This window comes from Streptomyces bungoensis (assembly GCF_001514215.1).
GTDB classification, from domain to species: Bacteria; Actinomycetota; Actinomycetes; order Streptomycetales; family Streptomycetaceae; genus Streptomyces; species Streptomyces bungoensis.
The window spans coordinates 65,779-82,759 of sequence record NZ_KQ948863.1 but is presented as its reverse complement, the minus strand read 5'-3'; the positions used below and the strand labels follow the sequence as shown (position 1 = coordinate 82,759).

15 protein-coding genes and 2 pseudogenes are annotated in these 16,981 nt (G+C 70.9%); 10 read left to right on the top strand and 7 right to left on the bottom strand.

Going from position 1 to position 16,981, the window contains the following annotated elements; translation table 11 throughout:
- Positions 1–272 precede the first annotated feature (272 nt).
- The 5 genes and pseudogenes from AQJ66_RS24010 to AQJ66_RS23990 form a co-directional block, all read right to left on the bottom strand.
- Positions 273–1,196 (bottom strand): carbamate kinase, encoded by a 924-nt coding sequence (locus AQJ66_RS24010; RefSeq protein WP_061926112.1) that lies wholly within the window; start codon positions 1,194–1,196, stop codon positions 273–275.
- A gap of 3 nt (positions 1,197–1,199) precedes the next feature.
- Positions 1,200–2,201, bottom strand: a complete 1,002-nt coding sequence (gene argF, locus AQJ66_RS24005; RefSeq protein WP_061926109.1) for an ornithine carbamoyltransferase — start codon at positions 2,199–2,201, stop codon at positions 1,200–1,202.
- An 18-nt stretch (positions 2,202–2,219) separates the two neighbouring features.
- Complete coding sequence (locus tag AQJ66_RS24000) at positions 2,220–3,434, bottom strand: arginine deiminase (protein WP_061926105.1); 1,215 nt, start codon at positions 3,432–3,434, stop codon at positions 2,220–2,222.
- A 27-nt stretch (positions 3,435–3,461) separates the two neighbouring features.
- On the bottom strand, positions 3,462–4,952 hold the full coding sequence (locus tag AQJ66_RS23995; RefSeq protein ID WP_079060379.1) for an APC family permease: 1,491 nt from the start codon (positions 4,950–4,952) through the stop codon (positions 3,462–3,464).
- A 155-nt stretch (positions 4,953–5,107) separates the two neighbouring features.
- A pseudogene (locus tag AQJ66_RS23990) lies at positions 5,108–6,060 on the bottom strand (fatty acid desaturase family protein).
- 356 nt (positions 6,061–6,416) lie between these two features.
- On the opposite strand from AQJ66_RS23990, the gene AQJ66_RS39485 reads away from it, so the two are divergent.
- The 5 genes and pseudogenes from AQJ66_RS39485 to AQJ66_RS39480 all read left to right on the top strand — a co-directional run.
- Positions 6,417–6,569: a hypothetical protein gene (locus tag AQJ66_RS39485; RefSeq protein WP_167359184.1), complete on the top strand. Its 153-nt coding sequence runs from the start codon at positions 6,417–6,419 to the stop codon at positions 6,567–6,569.
- A gap of 325 nt (positions 6,570–6,894) precedes the next feature.
- On the top strand, positions 6,895–7,971 hold the full coding sequence (locus tag AQJ66_RS23985; RefSeq protein WP_061926103.1) for a winged helix DNA-binding domain-containing protein: 1,077 nt from the start codon (positions 6,895–6,897) through the stop codon (positions 7,969–7,971).
- Positions 7,972–8,057: 86 nt separating this feature from the next.
- On the top strand, positions 8,058–8,723 hold the full coding sequence (gene pnuC / locus AQJ66_RS23980; RefSeq protein ID WP_061926100.1) for a nicotinamide riboside transporter PnuC: 666 nt from the start codon (positions 8,058–8,060) through the stop codon (positions 8,721–8,723).
- Entirely contained in the window at positions 8,720–9,838 is a 1,119-nt protein-coding gene (locus AQJ66_RS23975; protein WP_061926097.1) for an AAA family ATPase, read from the top strand. Before pnuC ends, AQJ66_RS23975 begins: the two co-directional genes overlap by 4 nt.
- Positions 9,839–10,039: 201 nt before the next feature.
- Positions 10,040–10,138 (top strand): annotated as a pseudogene (locus AQJ66_RS39480) (IS5/IS1182 family transposase); the annotation flags it as partial.
- A 220-nt stretch (positions 10,139–10,358) separates the two neighbouring features.
- On the opposite strand, the gene AQJ66_RS23970 reads toward AQJ66_RS39480, so the two are convergent.
- Positions 10,359–10,916, bottom strand: coding sequence for a hypothetical protein (locus tag AQJ66_RS23970; protein ID WP_159052607.1), 558 nt, complete (start codon positions 10,914–10,916; stop codon positions 10,359–10,361).
- Positions 10,917–11,235: 319 nt separating this feature from the next.
- Entirely contained in the window at positions 11,236–11,868 is a 633-nt protein-coding gene (locus AQJ66_RS23965) for an RICIN domain-containing protein (protein ID WP_079060377.1), read from the bottom strand.
- 549 nt (positions 11,869–12,417) lie between these two features.
- Between AQJ66_RS23965 and AQJ66_RS23960 the strand changes: the two genes are divergently transcribed.
- From AQJ66_RS23960 to AQJ66_RS23940, 5 genes are all read left to right on the top strand, one after another.
- The gene (locus tag AQJ66_RS23960; RefSeq protein ID WP_244162907.1) at positions 12,418–13,722 is read left to right on the top strand and encodes a helix-turn-helix domain-containing protein; all 1,305 of its coding nucleotides are present in this window, start codon (positions 12,418–12,420) and stop codon (positions 13,720–13,722) included.
- Between the two features lie 247 nt (positions 13,723–13,969).
- Positions 13,970–14,929 (top strand): amidohydrolase family protein, encoded by a 960-nt coding sequence (locus tag AQJ66_RS23955; protein ID WP_244162906.1) that lies wholly within the window; start codon positions 13,970–13,972, stop codon positions 14,927–14,929.
- Positions 14,815–15,555, top strand: coding sequence for an iron-sulfur cluster assembly protein (locus tag AQJ66_RS23950; protein WP_244162921.1), 741 nt, complete (start codon positions 14,815–14,817; stop codon positions 15,553–15,555). The genes AQJ66_RS23955 and AQJ66_RS23950 overlap by 115 nt, the downstream gene beginning before the upstream one ends.
- Positions 15,552–16,637: an NAD(P)-dependent alcohol dehydrogenase gene (locus AQJ66_RS23945; RefSeq protein WP_079060376.1), complete on the top strand. Its 1,086-nt coding sequence runs from the start codon at positions 15,552–15,554 to the stop codon at positions 16,635–16,637. Before AQJ66_RS23950 ends, AQJ66_RS23945 begins: the two co-directional genes overlap by 4 nt.
- 9 nt (positions 16,638–16,646) lie before the next feature.
- On the top strand, positions 16,647–16,979 hold the full coding sequence (locus AQJ66_RS23940; protein ID WP_061926083.1) for a putative quinol monooxygenase: 333 nt from the start codon (positions 16,647–16,649) through the stop codon (positions 16,977–16,979).
- Positions 16,980–16,981: the final 2 nt, after the last annotated feature.

Here is a 16,981-nt window from a genome sequence, read left to right as displayed (position 1 = left end):
TCGTGATCCCTTCGGGGATGTGTGGTCCGTCGTCTTCTCGACGTGTTCCACTCTCGTCCGCTGTCCGGCCTGACGCCGGATGCCGAAGGTCTTCGGCCCTGGGGCTGAACGTCCCTGCGTGCGGGACCCGTTGGGCCGCGGGTTGCGGTCCGTTCGGTCCGGGTGACCGGCCTGACCGGGTTCCGCCGACGTGAACTCCCGCTCGCCGTCGGCCGCTTGGCCGGTGTGGATCGCCCCGGCGTCCCGTGGGGGCTGCTGGTGGGCGGACCTCGTCACCCGGCCGCGAGGTCCGGCCGGATGAGCGTGCCGGACCTGCCGTGGACGATCTCGTAGGCCGCGTCCAGGGCGCCGATCGCGGCCAGGGCGCCGGTGCGCTCGACGAACCGGGCGGCCGCTTCGGTCTTGGGTCCCATGGAGCCGGCCGGGAAACCGCCGTTCCGCAGCTCGCGCGGGGTCGCGTCGAGCAGGGGGTGCTGGTCCGGCGTGCCGTAACCCCCGTACACGCAGGGGACGTCGGTGAGGATGAGCAGGAAGTCCGCCTTGAGGTCCTCCGCGAGCAGGGCCGCGGTGAGGTCCTTGTCGACGACGGCCTCGACGCCGGTCAGGGCCCCGGTGTCGGGATCGGCGGTGACGGGGACCCCTCCCCCGCCGGCGCAGATCACCAGGGTCCCGCTGTTGAGCAGGTCGTGGACGGTGTCCGTCTCCAGGATCCGTTCGGGTACCGGGGAGGGTACGACGCGGCGCCAGCCGGTGGTGTCGCGGGCGATGTGCCAGCCGCGCTCGCGGGCCAGTTTCTCGGCCGTGGCACGGGAGTGGACCTGGCCGACGAACTTCGTGGGCCGGGCGAAGGCCGGATCGTCGGGCCGCACGAGGGTGTGCGTGACGAGGGCGGCGATCCGGTGCCCGGGCAGGGCGTCGTGCAGGGTGCGGGCGAGCAGGGAGCCGATCATGCCCTCGGTCTGCGCGCCGAGCAGGTCGAGCGGGTACGGGGCGCTGAGCGCGGGGTCGGCCTCGCTCTCCATGGCGAGGAGGCCGATCTGCGGGCCGTTGCCGTGGGTGACGACCAGTTCGTGCTCGTGGGCGAGCCGGGCCAGGGCCGTGGCGACGCGGTCGATGTTGGCCTGCTGGACGGCGGCGTCGGGCCGTTCCCCGCGCCGCAGCAGGGCGTTGCCGCCGAGGGCGACGACGATGCGCATGGGTCAGTCCTCCAGGGTGGCGACGAGCACGGCCTTGATGGTGTGCAGCCGGTTCTCGGCCTGGTCGAAGACGATCGAGGCGGGCGACGAGAAGACGTCGTCGGTGACTTCGAGGCCGTTCAGGCCGTGCGTCCCGAAGAGCTCCTGGCCGAGCCGGGTGCGACGGTCGTGCAGGGACGGCAGGCAGTGCATGAACTTCACGTCCGGATTGCCGGTGAGGGCGAGCGTCTTGTCGTTGACCTGGTACGGCAGGAGCTGCTCGATCCGGTCCCGCCAGGTGCCGGCCGGCTCGCCCATGGACACCCACACGTCGGTGTGCAGGAAGTCGGCACCGCGCACGGCGGTCTCGACGTCCTGGGTGAGGGTGAGCCTCGCCCCGCTGCGGCCGGCGGCCTCGCGGCATGCGGCGACCAGCGCGGGGTCGGGCCACAGCGACTCGGGTGCGGCGATGCGCACGTCCATGCCGAGCAGCGCGCCCATCGACAGCAGGGAGTTGCCCATGTTGTTGCGGGCGTCGCCGAGGTAGCAGTAGCTGATGCCGTTCAGGGGCTTGGTGCTGTGCTCGCGCATGGTGAGCATGTCGCACAGGCTCTGGGTGGGGTGTGCGGTGTCGGTCAGTCCGTTGAAGACGGGGACGCCGGAGTGGGCGGCGAGTTCGGTGACGATGGACTGGCCGGAACCCCGGTACTCGATGCCGTCGAACATGCGGCCGAGGACGCGTGCGGTGTCGGCGATCGACTCCTTGTGGCCGACGTGGGTGTCTCCGGGGCCGAGGTAGGTGGTGCGGGCGCCCTGGTCGGCGGCGGCCACCTCGAAGGCGCAGCGGGTGCGGGTGGAGGTCTTCTCGAAGATCAGGGCGATGTGCTTCCCGGTCAGCCGCTGCTGTTCGGTACCGGTGTGCTTGGACGCCTTCAGGTCGGCGGCGAGATCGAGGAGGTGGTGGATCTCGGTGGCGGTGAAGTCGAGTTCGCTCAGGTAGGAGCGGCCTCGCAGGTCGACGGTCATGGTGGTGTCCTTCGGGGGTCAGGCGGCCGGGTCGCGTTCGACGGGGCAGCTCATGCAGCGGGGTCCGCCGCGTCCGCGGCCGAGTTCGGCGCCGGCGATGGTGACGATCTCGATGCCCTGCTTGCGCAGGTAGGTGTTGGTGGTGACGTTGCGTTCGTAGCCGACGACGACGCCGGGCGCGACGGCGAGGAAGTTGCTTCCGTCGTCCCACTGCTCCCGCTCGGCGTTGCGGATGTCCTGGGGTGCCGACAGCATCCGGACCTTGTCCAGGTCCAGGGCCTCGGCGAGCGCGGTGGCGAGGTCGGAGTTCGCGGTGACGTCGAACCCGGTCTCGTGCTCGGTGCTCGGCCGCAGCGTCCACGAGCGCAGGGAGTCCGCGAGACCGGGGTAGATGACGAACGCGTCGCGGTCGACCATGGTCAGCACGGTGTCCAGGTGCATGTAGGCACGGGCCGCGGGCAGTTGGACGGCGATCAGCCTGGTCGCGGTACCGGTCGCGAAGAGCCGGGCGGCCAGGTTCTCCACGGCCTGGGCGGTGGTCCGCTCCCCCATGCCGACCATGACGGTGCCGTTGCCGAGGACGTGGACGTCTCCGCCCTCGAGTGTGCCGACGGGGCCGTCGAGCAGCGGTGCGGGTGCGGTGCCGGCGAACATCGGGTGGAAGCGGTAGATGGCCTCGGCGTGCAGGCTCTCGCGGCGGCGGGCGGGCTTGGCCATCGGGTTGACGGACAAGCGGTCGTACATCCAGCAGGAGTTGTCGCGGGGGAAGAGGTGGTTGGGCAGCGGGGCGAGGGCGAAGTCGTCGGCGCCGAGCGCGCCCCAGACCAGGCTGTGCGGGGCCGCGAGCGGCAGGTCGCTCTTGAGGAGGCCGCCGATCAGGTAGCCGGCGAGTGTCTCGCCGTCCAGGTCGCGGCACAGCTCGCGCACCGGGTCGGTGAGGGCGGGGCCCACGCTGCCGGGGGTGACGACCCGGTCCAGCAGCCACTCGCGCGCCTGCGGGACCTCCAGTGCCTGCGCCAGCAGGTCGGCGAAGTAGTGGACGCGGACGCCGTGGTCGCGCAGGACCTGGGCGAAGGCGTCGTGCTCCTCGCGGGCGCGCTTGGCCCACAGGATGTCGTCGAAGAGCAGCGCGTCGACGTTGCGCGGGGTGAGGCGGGACAGTTCGAGGCCGGGACGGTGCAGGATCACCTGGCGCAGCGGGCCGACCTCGGAGTCGACGTGGAAGGTGTTCATCACTCGGTTCCTTGGTGCTGGGGGTGGTCAGTCGTGGTGGCGGAGGCCGGTGCCCTTGCGGGGGCCGCCGTTGCGGCCGGTGGGCAGGGCCCGGGAGAGCCGCCGGGCCGGCGGAGGTGTTTCGGGTGCCCGTTCCGGCTGGTCCGCGATCGCCGCGGCCTCGGGCCGTGTCGTGTCGCCGAAGGTGTTCTGGCCGCGCTTCAGCCAGATGTAGACGGGGATGCCGAGCAGCAGGACGAACAGGCCGTAGTAGACGGTCTGGTACCCGCTTCCCTGGATCGACCAGTACGAGAAGGCGAGGGCGAGCCCGGCCACGGTGACGTCGCGGGTGAGCCGGCCGGGGCTGAGGCTCTCGCGTCCGCGCACCAGCAGCCAGTACAGCTGGGCGGCGGCCGAGAACAGGTAGGGGATCACGGCGGTCAGCACGCTGAGCAGGACGATCTTGGTGAAGACGTCGTCGAAGCGGGTGTAGCTGAACACGGTGATCAGCGAGGCCAGCACGGTGGAGGCGACGATGCCGAAGGCGGGAACGCCGCCTTCGCCGCGCAGGCGGGCGAAGGCCCGCGGGAACAGGCCGTCCTGGGCGGCGGCGTACGGCATCTCCGCGCACAGCATGGTCCAGCCGTTGAGGGCGCCGATGCCGGAGATGATCGCCGCGACGGCGACGACGTCGCCGGCCCACGTGCCGCCGAAGATGCCGTTCGCCGCGTCGGTGAAGGGAGCGGTGGAGCCGCCCAGCTTTCCGTGGGAGACGGTGCCGAAGACGGCGAGGGTGCCCAGGATGTAGATGACGGCGCAGACGAGCGTGCCGTAGACGGTGGCACGGGGCACGTTGCGCTTCGGCTCGCGGACCCGGCCGGCCACCACGGAGGCCGCTTCCAGACCCAGGTAGCTGAACAGGGCGATGGCGCCCGCGGCCGAGATCGCGCCCAGCGCCGACTGGCCACTGGCGTTGAAGGGGCCGAAGTTGCGGGAATCGACGAAGAGGAGTCCGACGGTGGCCATGAAGATCAGCGGGACGAACTTCAGCACGGTCGTGATGACCTGGAAGGCTCCCATGTTGCGTACACCGGTGAGGTTGACGGCGGCGGGGATCCACAGGCCGACCAGCGCGAGGAGCATCGACATCCACTTGTCGTGGCCGGTGTTCACGAACACCTCGACGTAACCGACCCAGGCCACGACGATCGCGGCGTTGCCGGCCCAGGCGGTGATCCAGTACGACCAGGCGTTGAGGAAGCCGGCGAACTCGCCGAACGCCTCCCGGGCGTAGACGTACGGCCCTCCGCTGGCCGGAACGCGCTTGGACAGCGCCCCGAAAGTCAGCGCCAGCGCGAGCGCGCCGAGGGTCACGACGACGAACGCCACCAGTGAGATCGGCCCGTACGGGGCGAGGGCCGACGGGAGCGCGAAGACGCCGGTACCGATGATGCTGCCGATGACCAGCGCTGAGGCGGCGGGAAGGCCGAGCGCCGGGGCGGGCGTCGGCCTCTTTCCGTCTGTTGTGGTTCTGGGCATGGTGGGGCTCCTTGTCGCGGTCGCCGGGAGACGAGTCGATCCGCTCTCGATCTTGCTGTGCCCCACCTGGCACAGTCAGCGGCCACAGGACCCGCAACGGGTTCCGATGGTCCCGCTTCGGCGGCCCACCCAGCCCAACTCCGTCGGCCGACGGGTCACCGTGTCCCGCGCTGCCGCCTGATCGGCTCTCCCACCCGGTGCAGGTGGGTCAGGGCCTCGCGGTAGGAGCGGATCAGTCCGGTCTCGTGGTAGGGCACCCCGATCTTGGCGCAGTACTGCCGCACGACGGCCTGGGCGCGGCGCAGGTGGGGTGTGGGCATGCTCGGGAACAGGTGGTGCTCGATCTGGTAGTTGAGGCCGCCGAGCAACATGTCGGTGAACCGGCCACCCCGCACGTTGCGGGAGGTGAGGACCTGGCGGCGCAGGAAGTCGGGCCGCTCGTCACCGGTGAAGGTGGGCATCCCCTTGTGATTCGGGGCGAAGGTGCAGCCCAGGTACACACCGAACAGGCATTGGTTCAGCGCCAGGAACGCCACCGCCTTGCCCGGCGGGAGGACCAGGAACAGGGCGGACGACAGACCCGCGAGGTGCAGCAGGAGCAGGGCGCCCTCCAGTGTTCGCCTCCTCATGTACGGCGAACGCAGGGCACGCAGGCTCGCGACGTGCAGGTTGAAGCCTTCGAGGGTCAGCAACGGGAAGAACAGCAGGGCCTGGTGGCCCCCGATCAGACGCGCCAGGCCACGGCTGGCACGCGCCTGATCGGGGGACCACACCAGGATGTCGGGGGCGACGTCGGGGTCGAGGTCCTCGTGATTGGGGTGGGCATGGTGGCGCGTGTGCTTGTTCATCCACCAGCCGTAGCTCATGCCCACGCCCAGGTTGCCGAACAGCCTGCCCATGATCTCGCTGGGCCGGCGCCGCCGGAAGACCTGCCGGTGGGCCAAGTCGTGTGCGAGCAGGGCGACCTGCCCGAACAGAAGGCCAGGAAGGCCGCCACGGCGAGTTGCCCCCAGGTGTCCCCCAGGACGAAGAAGGAGCCCCAGCCCGCCGCGTACAGCGCGGCCACCAGGCCGATGCGTGCCGCGTAGTAACCGGGACGCCGGCGCATCAGGCCGGCCGCGGCTATCCGTTGGGAGAGCCGTGCGAAGTCACTGCCGCCGCCGGCACCGGACCTCTCCTCGACAGCGACGGCGGAAGCGGACTGGGACGTCAGGGAGACATCGGGGGAAGTCGTCATGCCCGGAAGTCTCCTGTCGGCCCCGCGACCCTCAGAAGCCTGCCAGCCACCCTCTGCGTGCGAGGCATTCCCCCCGCACCACCGGGGGTTATCCCCCCGGTACGGCACACCGACCCCGCGCCCTTCCTCGACCGCCCGTGGTCACCAGGGGCTGGACGGCCGGTCGCCGGGTAGTCGCACTGCGCGGGGCCCGACGAGAGCAGGGCACCCCTGGCCAAAGGAGTGACATGTCTGGAGTTCTTCAACGGCTCAAGCAGTTCGCACAGAGTCCGCAGGGCCGGCGCACGATCGAGCAAGTCCGCCGCACCGCGGCCGATCCACGCCGCCGGGCCCAGGCCCAGCGGCTCTTCGGCAAGCTGCGCGACCGCCGGTCGGTGTAGGGGCAGGTCTCGGAGGTGCGGCCGACGCCCGCGGCGTCCAGGGCCTGGTTGAGTCCGGCCAGGGCCTCGGGTCATGCCGGTTTCGGCGTGGTCGACGTCCACGTGGGCGGTGAGTGGCGCGAGGAGGCCGCCGATGCTGTAGCCGGTCACCGCGACCGGTCCGGCGTTGACCTGGGACTGCACCCGGGCAATGGGATCACCGGTGCCGGGCCTGCCGAGGAGCCTGTACATTGCGCCGAAGGCACGCTGCGGGAGATGCGGAGCGTCAGCGGCAGGGTCGCCGCCTGCCGCGTCTCCTGACCGGCTGGGTGAAAGGCAGAGCGCGATGCTGGACCTCGAGAGCGTCCGCCGGTCACGGGCGCGCGCTCAGGCCCTGGCGGGCGGGATACGGGAGGCCACTGCCGAGGCGGTGGTCCGACGGGTCTTCGCCCTCCAGGCCCAGGACGTCGTAGCCGCCGACCTGGGCATTCGGGTACGAGGACAGGGCATCACCGCAGATGCTGTCCGCACGGCGTACGAGGATCAGCGCAGTATCGTCCGCGGCTGGTACATGCGCGGCACCCTGCACACCGTCCCCAGCGACGACGCCCACTGGGTCCTGCAGTTGCTGTCCCCTCGGATCCTCGCCGCGACCAGCCGCCGCTACCGGCAACTGGGCCTGACCGACGACCTGCGCCGGCGCGCCGACCATCTCCTGCGGCGTGTCCTCACCACGCACGGTCCGCTCACCCGGGCCGAGCTGACCGAGCACCTCACCACTCTCGGCATCGCGTCGGACGGACAGGCGCCCTTCCACGTGATCCGTCACGCGGCACTCAACGGCATCCTCTGTTTCGGCCCACGACGTGCCGGCGAGGCCACGTACGTGCTGCTCGACGACTGGCTGCCCGGTGCACAGCACTCTCCATGGGAGGGAGACGTCGCCCTGGCCGAGTTGGCCCGCCGCTACCTGGCCGCGCACGCTCCGGCCACCGTGGGGGATTTCGCCGCCTGGTCAGGGCTGCCGGTCACCTTGGCCCGCACGGCCTGGAAGATGCTGGCGCAATCCGGCGTGATCACCGAGTTCGGCCCGCTGACCATGCTCACGGGGCGTGTGAAGGACGCCGAAGACAGGTGGGGCGCCCCAGACGTCCGTATGCTGCCCGCCTACGACAACTACCTCGTCGGCTACCGAACCCGGGAGAGCTCGGTCCCCGCCGCTCATCAGGACCGGGTCTGGCCGGGAGGCGGCCTCATCCGGCCGACCGTCATCGCCGATGGCCTGGCCATCGCCACCTGGACCCGTGGCTCCGGCGCGCGCTCCGTCCAGGTGGATGCGTTCGAGCCTGTGTCAGGGCGGATCCAGCAGGAAGTCGACAAGGAGAGGGACGCCGTCATCCGCTTCCTGCGACCCACCGCATGACCTGACGGCCTCCCTGGAGGGGGCTTGGCACGCGACGGCTCCACCATTTATCGTCATGCTGACATTTACTGGGCAAGGAGTGCCGGATGGCTGTCAGCGACGTACTGGGCGATCTCGTCGCGCCCCTGAACACCGTGCTGTTCGACTTCGGCCGCGATGCGGTGACCTGGGCGGAGCTGCTCGGCTTCGCCACGGGAGCGGCCTGCGTCTGGCTGACCGTCAGGGCGAGGATCGCCAACTTCGCCGTCGGCATCGCCAACAACCTGTTCTTCCTGGTGCTGTTCTGGAGCGCCCAGCTGTACGCCGACGCCCTGCTGCAGGTCGTGTACCTGATGCTGGCCGCGGTCGGCTGGTGGACCTGGCTGCGCGGCGGCGAGCGCCGCTCCGCCCGCCCGATGGGCCATGCCTCACCGCGCACCGTCGCCGTCCTGCTGCTGCTCGCCGTACCCGCGACCTGGGGCCTGACAGTGGTGCTGACCCGCGCGCATGACATCGCACCGTTCTGGGACGCCCTCACCACCGCGCTGTCGCTGGCCGCCCAGTGGCTGCTCAACACCAAGTCCTACGAGAACTGGTACTTCTGGATCGCCGCGGACGTGGTCTACATCCCGCTGTACTTCGCCAAGGTGCTCTACCTGACGGGCATCGTCTACGTGCTGTTCCTGGCGATGTGCCTGCTCGGACTGCGCAGCTGGCACCGGGAGCTGGCCGCCGGCCGGTCGACCTCGGCAGCGGACCTGGTGCGCGCATGACGGCCCCCTTCGACCACGGGCTGGTCATCGGCAAGTTCTACCCCCCGCACGCCGGTCACCACTTCCTGGTGCGCACCGCGGCGGACAGCTGCCGTCGCGTCACGGTGGTGGTGATGGCAGCCGACGTGGAGTCGATACCGCTGGCCGACCGGGTCGGCTGGTTGCGCGAGGCCTACGCGGACCGGCCCCGGGTGGCCGTCGCCGGCGTCGTCGACAACCTCCCGGTGGACTACGACAGCGACAGCGTCTGGGCAGGACACGTCGCCCTGATGCGTGACGCGGTGGCCTCCGCGGCGCATGCGGCCGTCCCGGTGGACGCGGTGTTCACCTCGGAGCCGTACGGCGCCGAACTGGCGCGCCGGTTCGACGCGGCGGACGTCCGCCTGGACGCCGCACGAGAGACTTTCGCGGTCTCCGGTACCGCGGTGCGCAGCGACCCGGTGGGCCACTGGGACGCGCTGGAGCCGCCGGCGCGGGCCTGGTTCGCCCGCCGGGTGGTGGTGCTCGGCGCCGAGTCCACCGGCACCACCACGCTCTCCCGCGACCTGGCGGAGGCACTGCGCACCCGTGGCGGTCCGCACGCGCTCACCCGGTGGGTTCCCGAGTACGGGCGCGAACTGACCGTCGCCAAGCTCGCGGTGGCCCGCGCGGTGGCCGCCCGCCGTGGCCTTCCGGAGCCCACCGTCTTCGACCTGGAATGGAGCGACGCCGACTTCGAGGCCGTCGCCGTCCGGCAGACGGCCGAGGAGGAACGCGCGGCCCGGACCGGCGGCCCGGTGCTGGTGTGCGACACCGACGCGCTGGCCACCACCGTCTGGCAGGAACGCTACGTCGGCCGGACCACCGAGGCCGTCCACCTCCTCGCCGACGCCATGCCGCCCAGGGCGCTGTATCTGCTCACCGATCATGAGGACGTGCCCTTCCACGATGACGGGCTGCGCGACGGCGAGGAGTTGCGGCCCTGGATGACCGAACGGTTCCGCAAGGTGCTGGCCGGTCGCGGCACACCCTGGCGGGAGGTACGCGGCGACCGCCCGACACGGCTGCGACTCGCGCTGGAAGCGGTCGACCGGCTACTCGAGGAGGGCTGGCAGCTGGGCGCCCCGCTCGGCTGAAGGCGGTGGCCCTGTGTGAGGGAGCGGCCGCATCGGGTACACCCCGTGCGGCGCGCTCGGCGGCCGGCTTCTCGTCCGCGGTGCGGTCCCGGTTGCCGGTAGCGGTGCGCATCCTAGCTCTGACAAAAGCCGTTGATCATGTGACTGTTGGCTTGTCTGCTCGTTGCTCTGGTCGTGGGGAAACCTCAGTCGCGGCCGTGGATCGTGTCGGATGAACTGTGGTCGCTCATCGAGCCGTTGCTCCCCGAGCCGGCGCCGAAGCCGGTCGACGGCAGACCTCGGGTGCCGAGCACAGGTGCCACGGGCCCCGGCCCTGGACGCGGTGATCCGGTGGGCCGGGGCACGCTCGGGTCCCCCCGATCCTGTGCGTGATCTCGGTGACGTTCCTCGGTACGTCGGTGCGGATCGTCTGCTCACACACCAAGGGGAAGGCGGCTGGGCCGCGCGGCGGGCTCAAGGGGGCGGCGCGGCTCTTCAGGCAGCGGTCACGACTCGGTGTGACCAGCACCGTCAAAGATCTCTAGCAGATGCTCTGGCTGTCGAGGGCGGCATCCCACCCGCCTCCCGGGTCGCCTCCGGTCGAGTACTGGTGCCAGTCGGAGTCGAAGAACACGCTGTTCTCCTGGCTGCCGTCGGAGTAGGCGGTACGTACCCAGCCCCGAGCCTGGAAGGACTTGGGCGCCGGGTACTTGTCGATGGGCTGGGTCGCACTCACGACGCCGTACCAGCGCTTGAATCCGTTGGAGTCACCGTGTGAGACGACGTGCCCGTTCTGGTCGACGAGGTCGACCGCGAGCCACCAACCCGGGCCCGACGGGAAGTGGCAGTCCATGCTGTTGTAGTCGACGTCCAACTCCGCCCAGGTGGACCGCTGACACGAGTCGTAGTAGAGCGTGATCGTTCCCAGCGTCCAACCGTCCCTGCTGTCGGTCAGCGTGCGCGAGCCGACCATGGCGCTGGAGCCGCAGGCGTGGGCCTCCGGGGATGATGCGACAACCCCGAGGCAGGTCATCGGCAGTACGACCGCGGCGGCAAGCGCCAGCCGGGTTGTTCCGATCAGAGGTACGAAAGAGGGCACGGTCGTGCTCCTTGGCTGACGAAGGGCCCCGGTCCGGGTCAGGCCCGGGGGAGGGCAGTGGGTGCAGGGAGAGCCGCAGTAGCCGTAGGAGGCGTTGTTGCAGCTGAGCTGCGAGGTGCCAGGCGTGGTCACGCTCGGCGGCGGCACACGGCGAGGACGGCAGCGCCGGCTACCTGCATCGGCTGAGCCTGGAGGAGCGCGGCGGCAAGCAGCCGTGGCACCAGGAGGCCCGCAGCGCCGAGGCCAGGACCGGCGCGCAGGTCATCGCGCACGGCACGGCCGAGGGCAGCCGGCACGGCCACTGCCCTGCGGGTGGACGTCAGGTCCAGTTCCAGTTCTGGGGCGCGTCCCCGTGCCGCCCGTCCGGGAGGGTCGGGGAGTAGTAGTCCCAGACCAGGACGGGGTCCCCGTTCTGCGACGGGTCGGTGCCGCCGTAGTTCTTGGCGTCCATGAAATCGAAGCTGCCTCCGTAGTCGGAGCCGCTCTGCAGTCGTGCCCACCCGTCGTAGTCACCGGAGAGCTGGTACCAGACCTGGTTCGCCTCGGGCTGTCCGTTGTTGGTGATGCAGTGCCACAGCTGGACCAGGTGTCCCTTGTAGTCGTTGGGGATGTTGTCGTAAGTGCCACCACTGATGTCCATGTCCAGACACAGGCCGCTGCGCTGGTTGGTGATGGTGAACGCGGGCACGCCACTGGGGGTACGGACAGGGTGGAAGATCCACCCCTGCTGCGCCTGACCGTTGCAGACCCACATCTGCACCTTGTCACCGTCCTTCGACGGATCCTGGTGCGGGTCGCCGGGCGCGTAGGCGGCGTCCAGGCACATGTTGCTCGCGTACGGTGTGTGAAGCTGCCAGTTCCCCGGGCTCGCGTGGGCCGTCCCCATGCCCACGTCGACCGTGACCAGCGCTATCATCGCCGCAACGGCACTGAGTTTGACGGTCTTCCCCATGTTTCCCCCTGTACTCGGATAGAAGTCGGCGAGTGGTCGTTCGCCTGTGCACGCGTGCGGTGCCACGCCTGGTACTCCCGGCCGGATCGCCCCCGCGCACTGCCGGGCCCGGCGTCGGACGGGCACGGCAGGAGACTACGGCGGACGAAGGCGGTGCGAAGGACGCCGTTGCACAGTGAGGCGGCCCCTCCGGTGCCAGACCGCACAGCGAGCCCCTCTGTCCGCCTGGCAGAGCCCCGGATACGCTCTGGCCGAACGGATTCGGCAGTCTCTCGGGGGAGTGACATGCACGGTCATGATCCGCGTACGGCCACAGCGGCACCGGGACAGGCTCGGCGGGCCGACGACGTGCTGGACATGCAGCGCGCGGCTCGAATGGGTGGCAGCGCGCTGCTGCTCCGCTGGCTGGCCGGCCGTACCGGGGCCGCCGTCCTCCTGGCGAACCGCTCGGGCGCCCCCGCCTCCCCGCCCCCGCAGCCCCTCGGCAGGGCCGAGCACGATCTCGTACTGCACGGGATCCGGGAGGCCTCCGCGCGAGGGCTCAGGTCCGTGACCCTCGACGAGCAAGACCTCACCTGCGTCGTCCTACCTCTCGACGGCCCGCCAGGCGTCCGCGCGCCCTTTCTCGCGGCCGTGGTGGCACGGCCGATGCCACCCGGCCTGCTGCTCCTGCTCGCGGATGCCGCATCCGGCCTCAGCCTGTGCTGGCAACTGGAGCGCGCCCGGCAGCAGCAGCGTCGGCTCCGGGACGCCGACGCGCGGATCCGGGAGGCCGTCGTGCACCTGCTGATGAACGGTCAGGTGACCACCGCACGCCTGGTCGCGGGGGCACTGCGGCCCGCGCTGCCCGACGTGATGCGGCTCTACGTCATCGAGGGACCGCACACGATACGCAGGGCGGTCGCGGACACGTGGGCCAAGGCGGTCGACGGTGCGTGGGTCGTGCCGTGTCCCGTGTACGCCAACCATCTGGTGGTGCTTGCGCCGGCCGACTGCGCGACTCACGTCGGTATGGCCGTCGAGCCGGTCTGGCCCCGCTCGGTGGCGGAGACCTGCTGCATCGGGGTGAGTGACCCGGTGCCCTTACGGGACACCGCCATCGGCTACGCGCAGGCCTTCCACGCCCTGGCCGCTGCACGTCACAGTGCTGAGCGGCGTGCGTCGTTCGCGGGCCACCCCGACCTGGCGCTCACCATCGGGCCGGCCGCGGAGGCCTGGGCGGCGGTCTTCCTCGCGCCGCTGCGTGCCTACCGTGCGCGGCGTCCGCAGGACCCGGACGGCGCGGAGTTGCTGGCCACCACCGCGTCATGGCTCAGCTTCTCCTCCAAGGCGACGACCCATCTCAAGATCCACCGCAACACCCTGGCGGCGCGTCTCACGCTTGTGCAGCGGTTGATGGGTCTTGACCTGGAGCGGCTGCCCGACCAGGCTGCACTGGCTCTCGCACTTCGCGTGATCGGGGCCGGCATCCCCTCCGGCCCGGAGCATCGCACGTCGGATGCCGGGGGAAGGGCGCCCTCCTTGGACGGACTCCTTGCGCTGCCCCACGTCGTGATGTGGGCGCAACGACAGTTCCGTCCCGTACGAGCGCCGGGTGTCCCGGTCTCGATCGCGCAGACGCTCAACACCTGGCTCCGCCTCGACGGACGTATCGTTCCGACCGCTGCTGCGCTGTCCGTCTCGGCATCGGCGGTACGCAAGCGCCTGGAACGGAGCGAGGCATTGCTCCAGCGCTCCCTGCTGCGTTCCCCGAGTGCCGTCCACGACCAGTGGCTGGCACAACGGGCCCTTGACTTGGCCGAGGGGAGCGCAGTCCCACGTACCGCTTCGTCGGCCACCACCGCGGGCACATGACCACGCCGCGGTCTCCAGAAGCTGTGTCGGAGCCTCTTTCGGCAGGTCACCATCGGTGAGCTGGGGTGATGCCGTGGACAACTGCCCCTGGTGTCCGGGGCGGCCCGGCCGACGGTCTACCGGTGCTTCGCCCGGTGGATGCGCCAAGGTGCTTCACCTCGTCTCGGCGAACCACTGCTGGCTCACCGCCCCTTCCCGGGCGCTTGCCTGCGGGCAGCGGGCGGTCTGCCGTCGGGGGCCGACGAGCTTGCTCGGCGCTTTCTACCGCAACGGCTTCGGGCAGACGGAGGAGGCCTTCGCGCTGACCCGGCAGCACCCCGACAAGCTGATCTACAACCACTGCTGGGACCCCCGGTACGAGGAGCGGGGCCTCGACCAGCTACGACGGGACGCCGACCGGTTCCAGCTCAAGGGGGCCAAGCTCTACACCGCGGAGTGGCACGGCGCCTCGCGCGGCTACAAGCTGGACGACCCGTGGTCGTACCGCTACCTGGAGATGGCCCAGGAACTGGGCATCAAGAACATCCACGTCCACAAGGGGCCGACGATCCGGCCGCTGGACCGGGACGCCTTCGACGTCGCGGACGTGGACAAGGCGGCGACGGACTTCCCCGAGCTGAACTTCGTCGTCGAGCACTGCGGGCTGCCCCGGCTGGAGGACTTCTGCTGGATCGCCACCCAGGAGCCCAACGTGCACGCCGGGCTCGCGGTCGCCATGCCGTTCATCCACACCCGTCCCCGCTACTTCGCGCAGATCATCGGAGAGTTGCTGTACTGGCTGGACGAGAACCGCATTCAGTTCTCGAGCGACTACGCGCTGTGGACGCCCCGGTGGCTGATCGAGCGGTTCGTCGACTTCCAGATCCCCGAGGACATGCAGGACGAGTACGCGCCGATCACGGTCGAGCAGAAGAAGAAGATCCTCGGCCTGAACGCGGCGGCCATGTACGGCATCCCGGTGCCCGCCGGGGCCGAGGTCCCGGCCACCACCCCGGGCCCGGCCGCGAGTGAGGCCGGGCCCGGCCGGGGCCGCCTCCGTCGCGGCGCAGCCCACGGAGACGTGACATGCCCACGGCACTGCCCGCCCGCACCCTGGAGCAGCGGGCCAGGGAGGCGCTGGACGCGGTCCTCGACCCCGAGCTGGACGAACCCATCACCGACCTCGGCTTCGTCCGCTCCGTCGAGGCAGGCCCCGACCGCGGGCTGACGGTCCACCTGCGGCTGCCGACCTCCTTCTGCGCCCCGAACTTCGCCTACCTCATGGCCTCCGACGCCAAGGACGTCCTGGCCGCCCTGCCGGACGCCGGCCCGGTCACGGTCCTGCTGGACGACCACCACGACTCCGACCTGATCAACCGCGGCCTGGCCGCCGACGCCGGGTACCGGGGTACGTTCGGCGCCGAGGCCGAGGAGGGCCTGGAGGAGCTGCGGCTCGTCTTCCGGCGCAAGGCCCACGCCGCGGCGATGGAGCGGGCCCTCACCGCGCTGCTGCGGCAGGACCCCGCGCTCACCGAGGAGAGACTGCACGACGTGGTGCTCGGCGACCTGCTCGACACCGCCGCGACCCGCGCGCTGCTGCGCCGGCGCGCGGCGCTCGGTCTCGGCACCGCGTTCTCGGAGCCCGTCCTCGTCGACGACGGCGGGCGCCCCTTCCCGCCGGACGAGATCCCGCTGCGGCTGCGGTTCGCCCGCGCGGTCCGCGTCTCGATCGACGGCAACGCCCACTTCTGCCGCGGTCTGCTGCGGACCCGCTACCCGGAGTCCGCGGCCGACCAGTCCCCCCGGGCCACGGACCCGCGGCCCGGCACGCTTCCCAAGGAGAAGGCCTCGTGAAAGCAGTCCAGGTCGTCGGCTACGGCCGCAACCCCGAGATGGCCGACGTGCCGGAACCCTCGGTCACCGGCCCGTACGACGTGGTCGTCAGGATCGGCGGCGCCGGCGTGTGCCGGACCGACCTGCACATCCTGGAAGGGCAGTGGGCCGAGAAGTCCGGGGTGACGCTGCCGTACACGATCGGGCACGAGAACGCCGGCTGGGTGCACGCGGTCGGCAGCGCCGTGACCAACGTCGCCGAGGGCGACAAGGTCATCGTCCACCCGCTGATCACCTGCGGGCTGTGCCGGGCGTGCCGGTCCGGTGACGACGTCCACTGCGAGCAGAGCCTCTTCCCCGGCATCGACACGGCCGGCGGCTACGCCGAGTACCTGAAGACCTCCGCCCGCAGTGTGGTCCGCCTCGACGACTCCCTGGAGCCGGCCGACGTCGCGGCCCTGGCCGACGCCGGCCTCACGGCGTACCACGCCGTGGCCAAGGCGGCCCGGAAGCTGCGGCCCGGCGACCGCTGCGTGGTCATCGGCGCCGGCGGGCTCGGGCACATCGGCGTGCAGGTGCTCAAGGCCCTGACGGCCGCCGAGATCGTCGTCGTCGACCGCAACCCCGACGCGGTGAAGCTGGCCGGCTCCATCGGCGCCGACCACGGCGTCGTCGCCGAGGGGAGGCAGGTCGAGCAGGTGCTGGAGCTGACCGGCGGCCGGGGAGCGGAGGTGGTGATCGACTTCGTCGGCGAGGGCGGCGCCACCCGGGACGGGGTGCGCATGCTGCGCCGCGCGGGCGACTACCACGTGGTCGGGTACGGCGAGAACATCGACGTGCCGACCATCGACATCATCTCCAACGAGATCAACTTCATCGGCAACCTCGTCGGCTCCTACAACGACCTGTGCGAGCTGATGGTGCTCGCGGCCCACGGGCGGGTCCGCCTGCACACCACCCCCTACCCGCTCGACCGCTTCCAGGACGCCCTCTCCGACCTGGACGCGGGCCGGGTCCGGGGACGCGCGATCCTCGTCCCCTGGGCGGGACCGGGCGGGAACACCGCAAGGGCCCGGGCCGCCGGGCGCACCTACCGTCTGTGAGGAACATCGATGATCTTCATCACCGCGAAGTTCCGCGTCCTGCCCGAGCACGCGGACGCCTGGCCCGAGATCACCGGGGAGTTCACCCGGGCGACCCGCGCCGAACCGGGCTGCCTGTGGTTCGAGTGGTCCCGCAGCGTCGACGACCCGACGGAGTACGTCGTGACCGAGGCGTTCCGCGACGACGAGGCCGGCGCGGCGCACGTCGGCTCCGACCACTTCCGGACGGCCTGCGAGGCACTGCCGCGCCACCTCGCAAAGACGCCCCGCATCGTGAACGTGACCGTCCCCCAGGACGACTGGTCGCGGCTCGGTGAGATGGCCGTGCCGCAGGAGAGCTGACC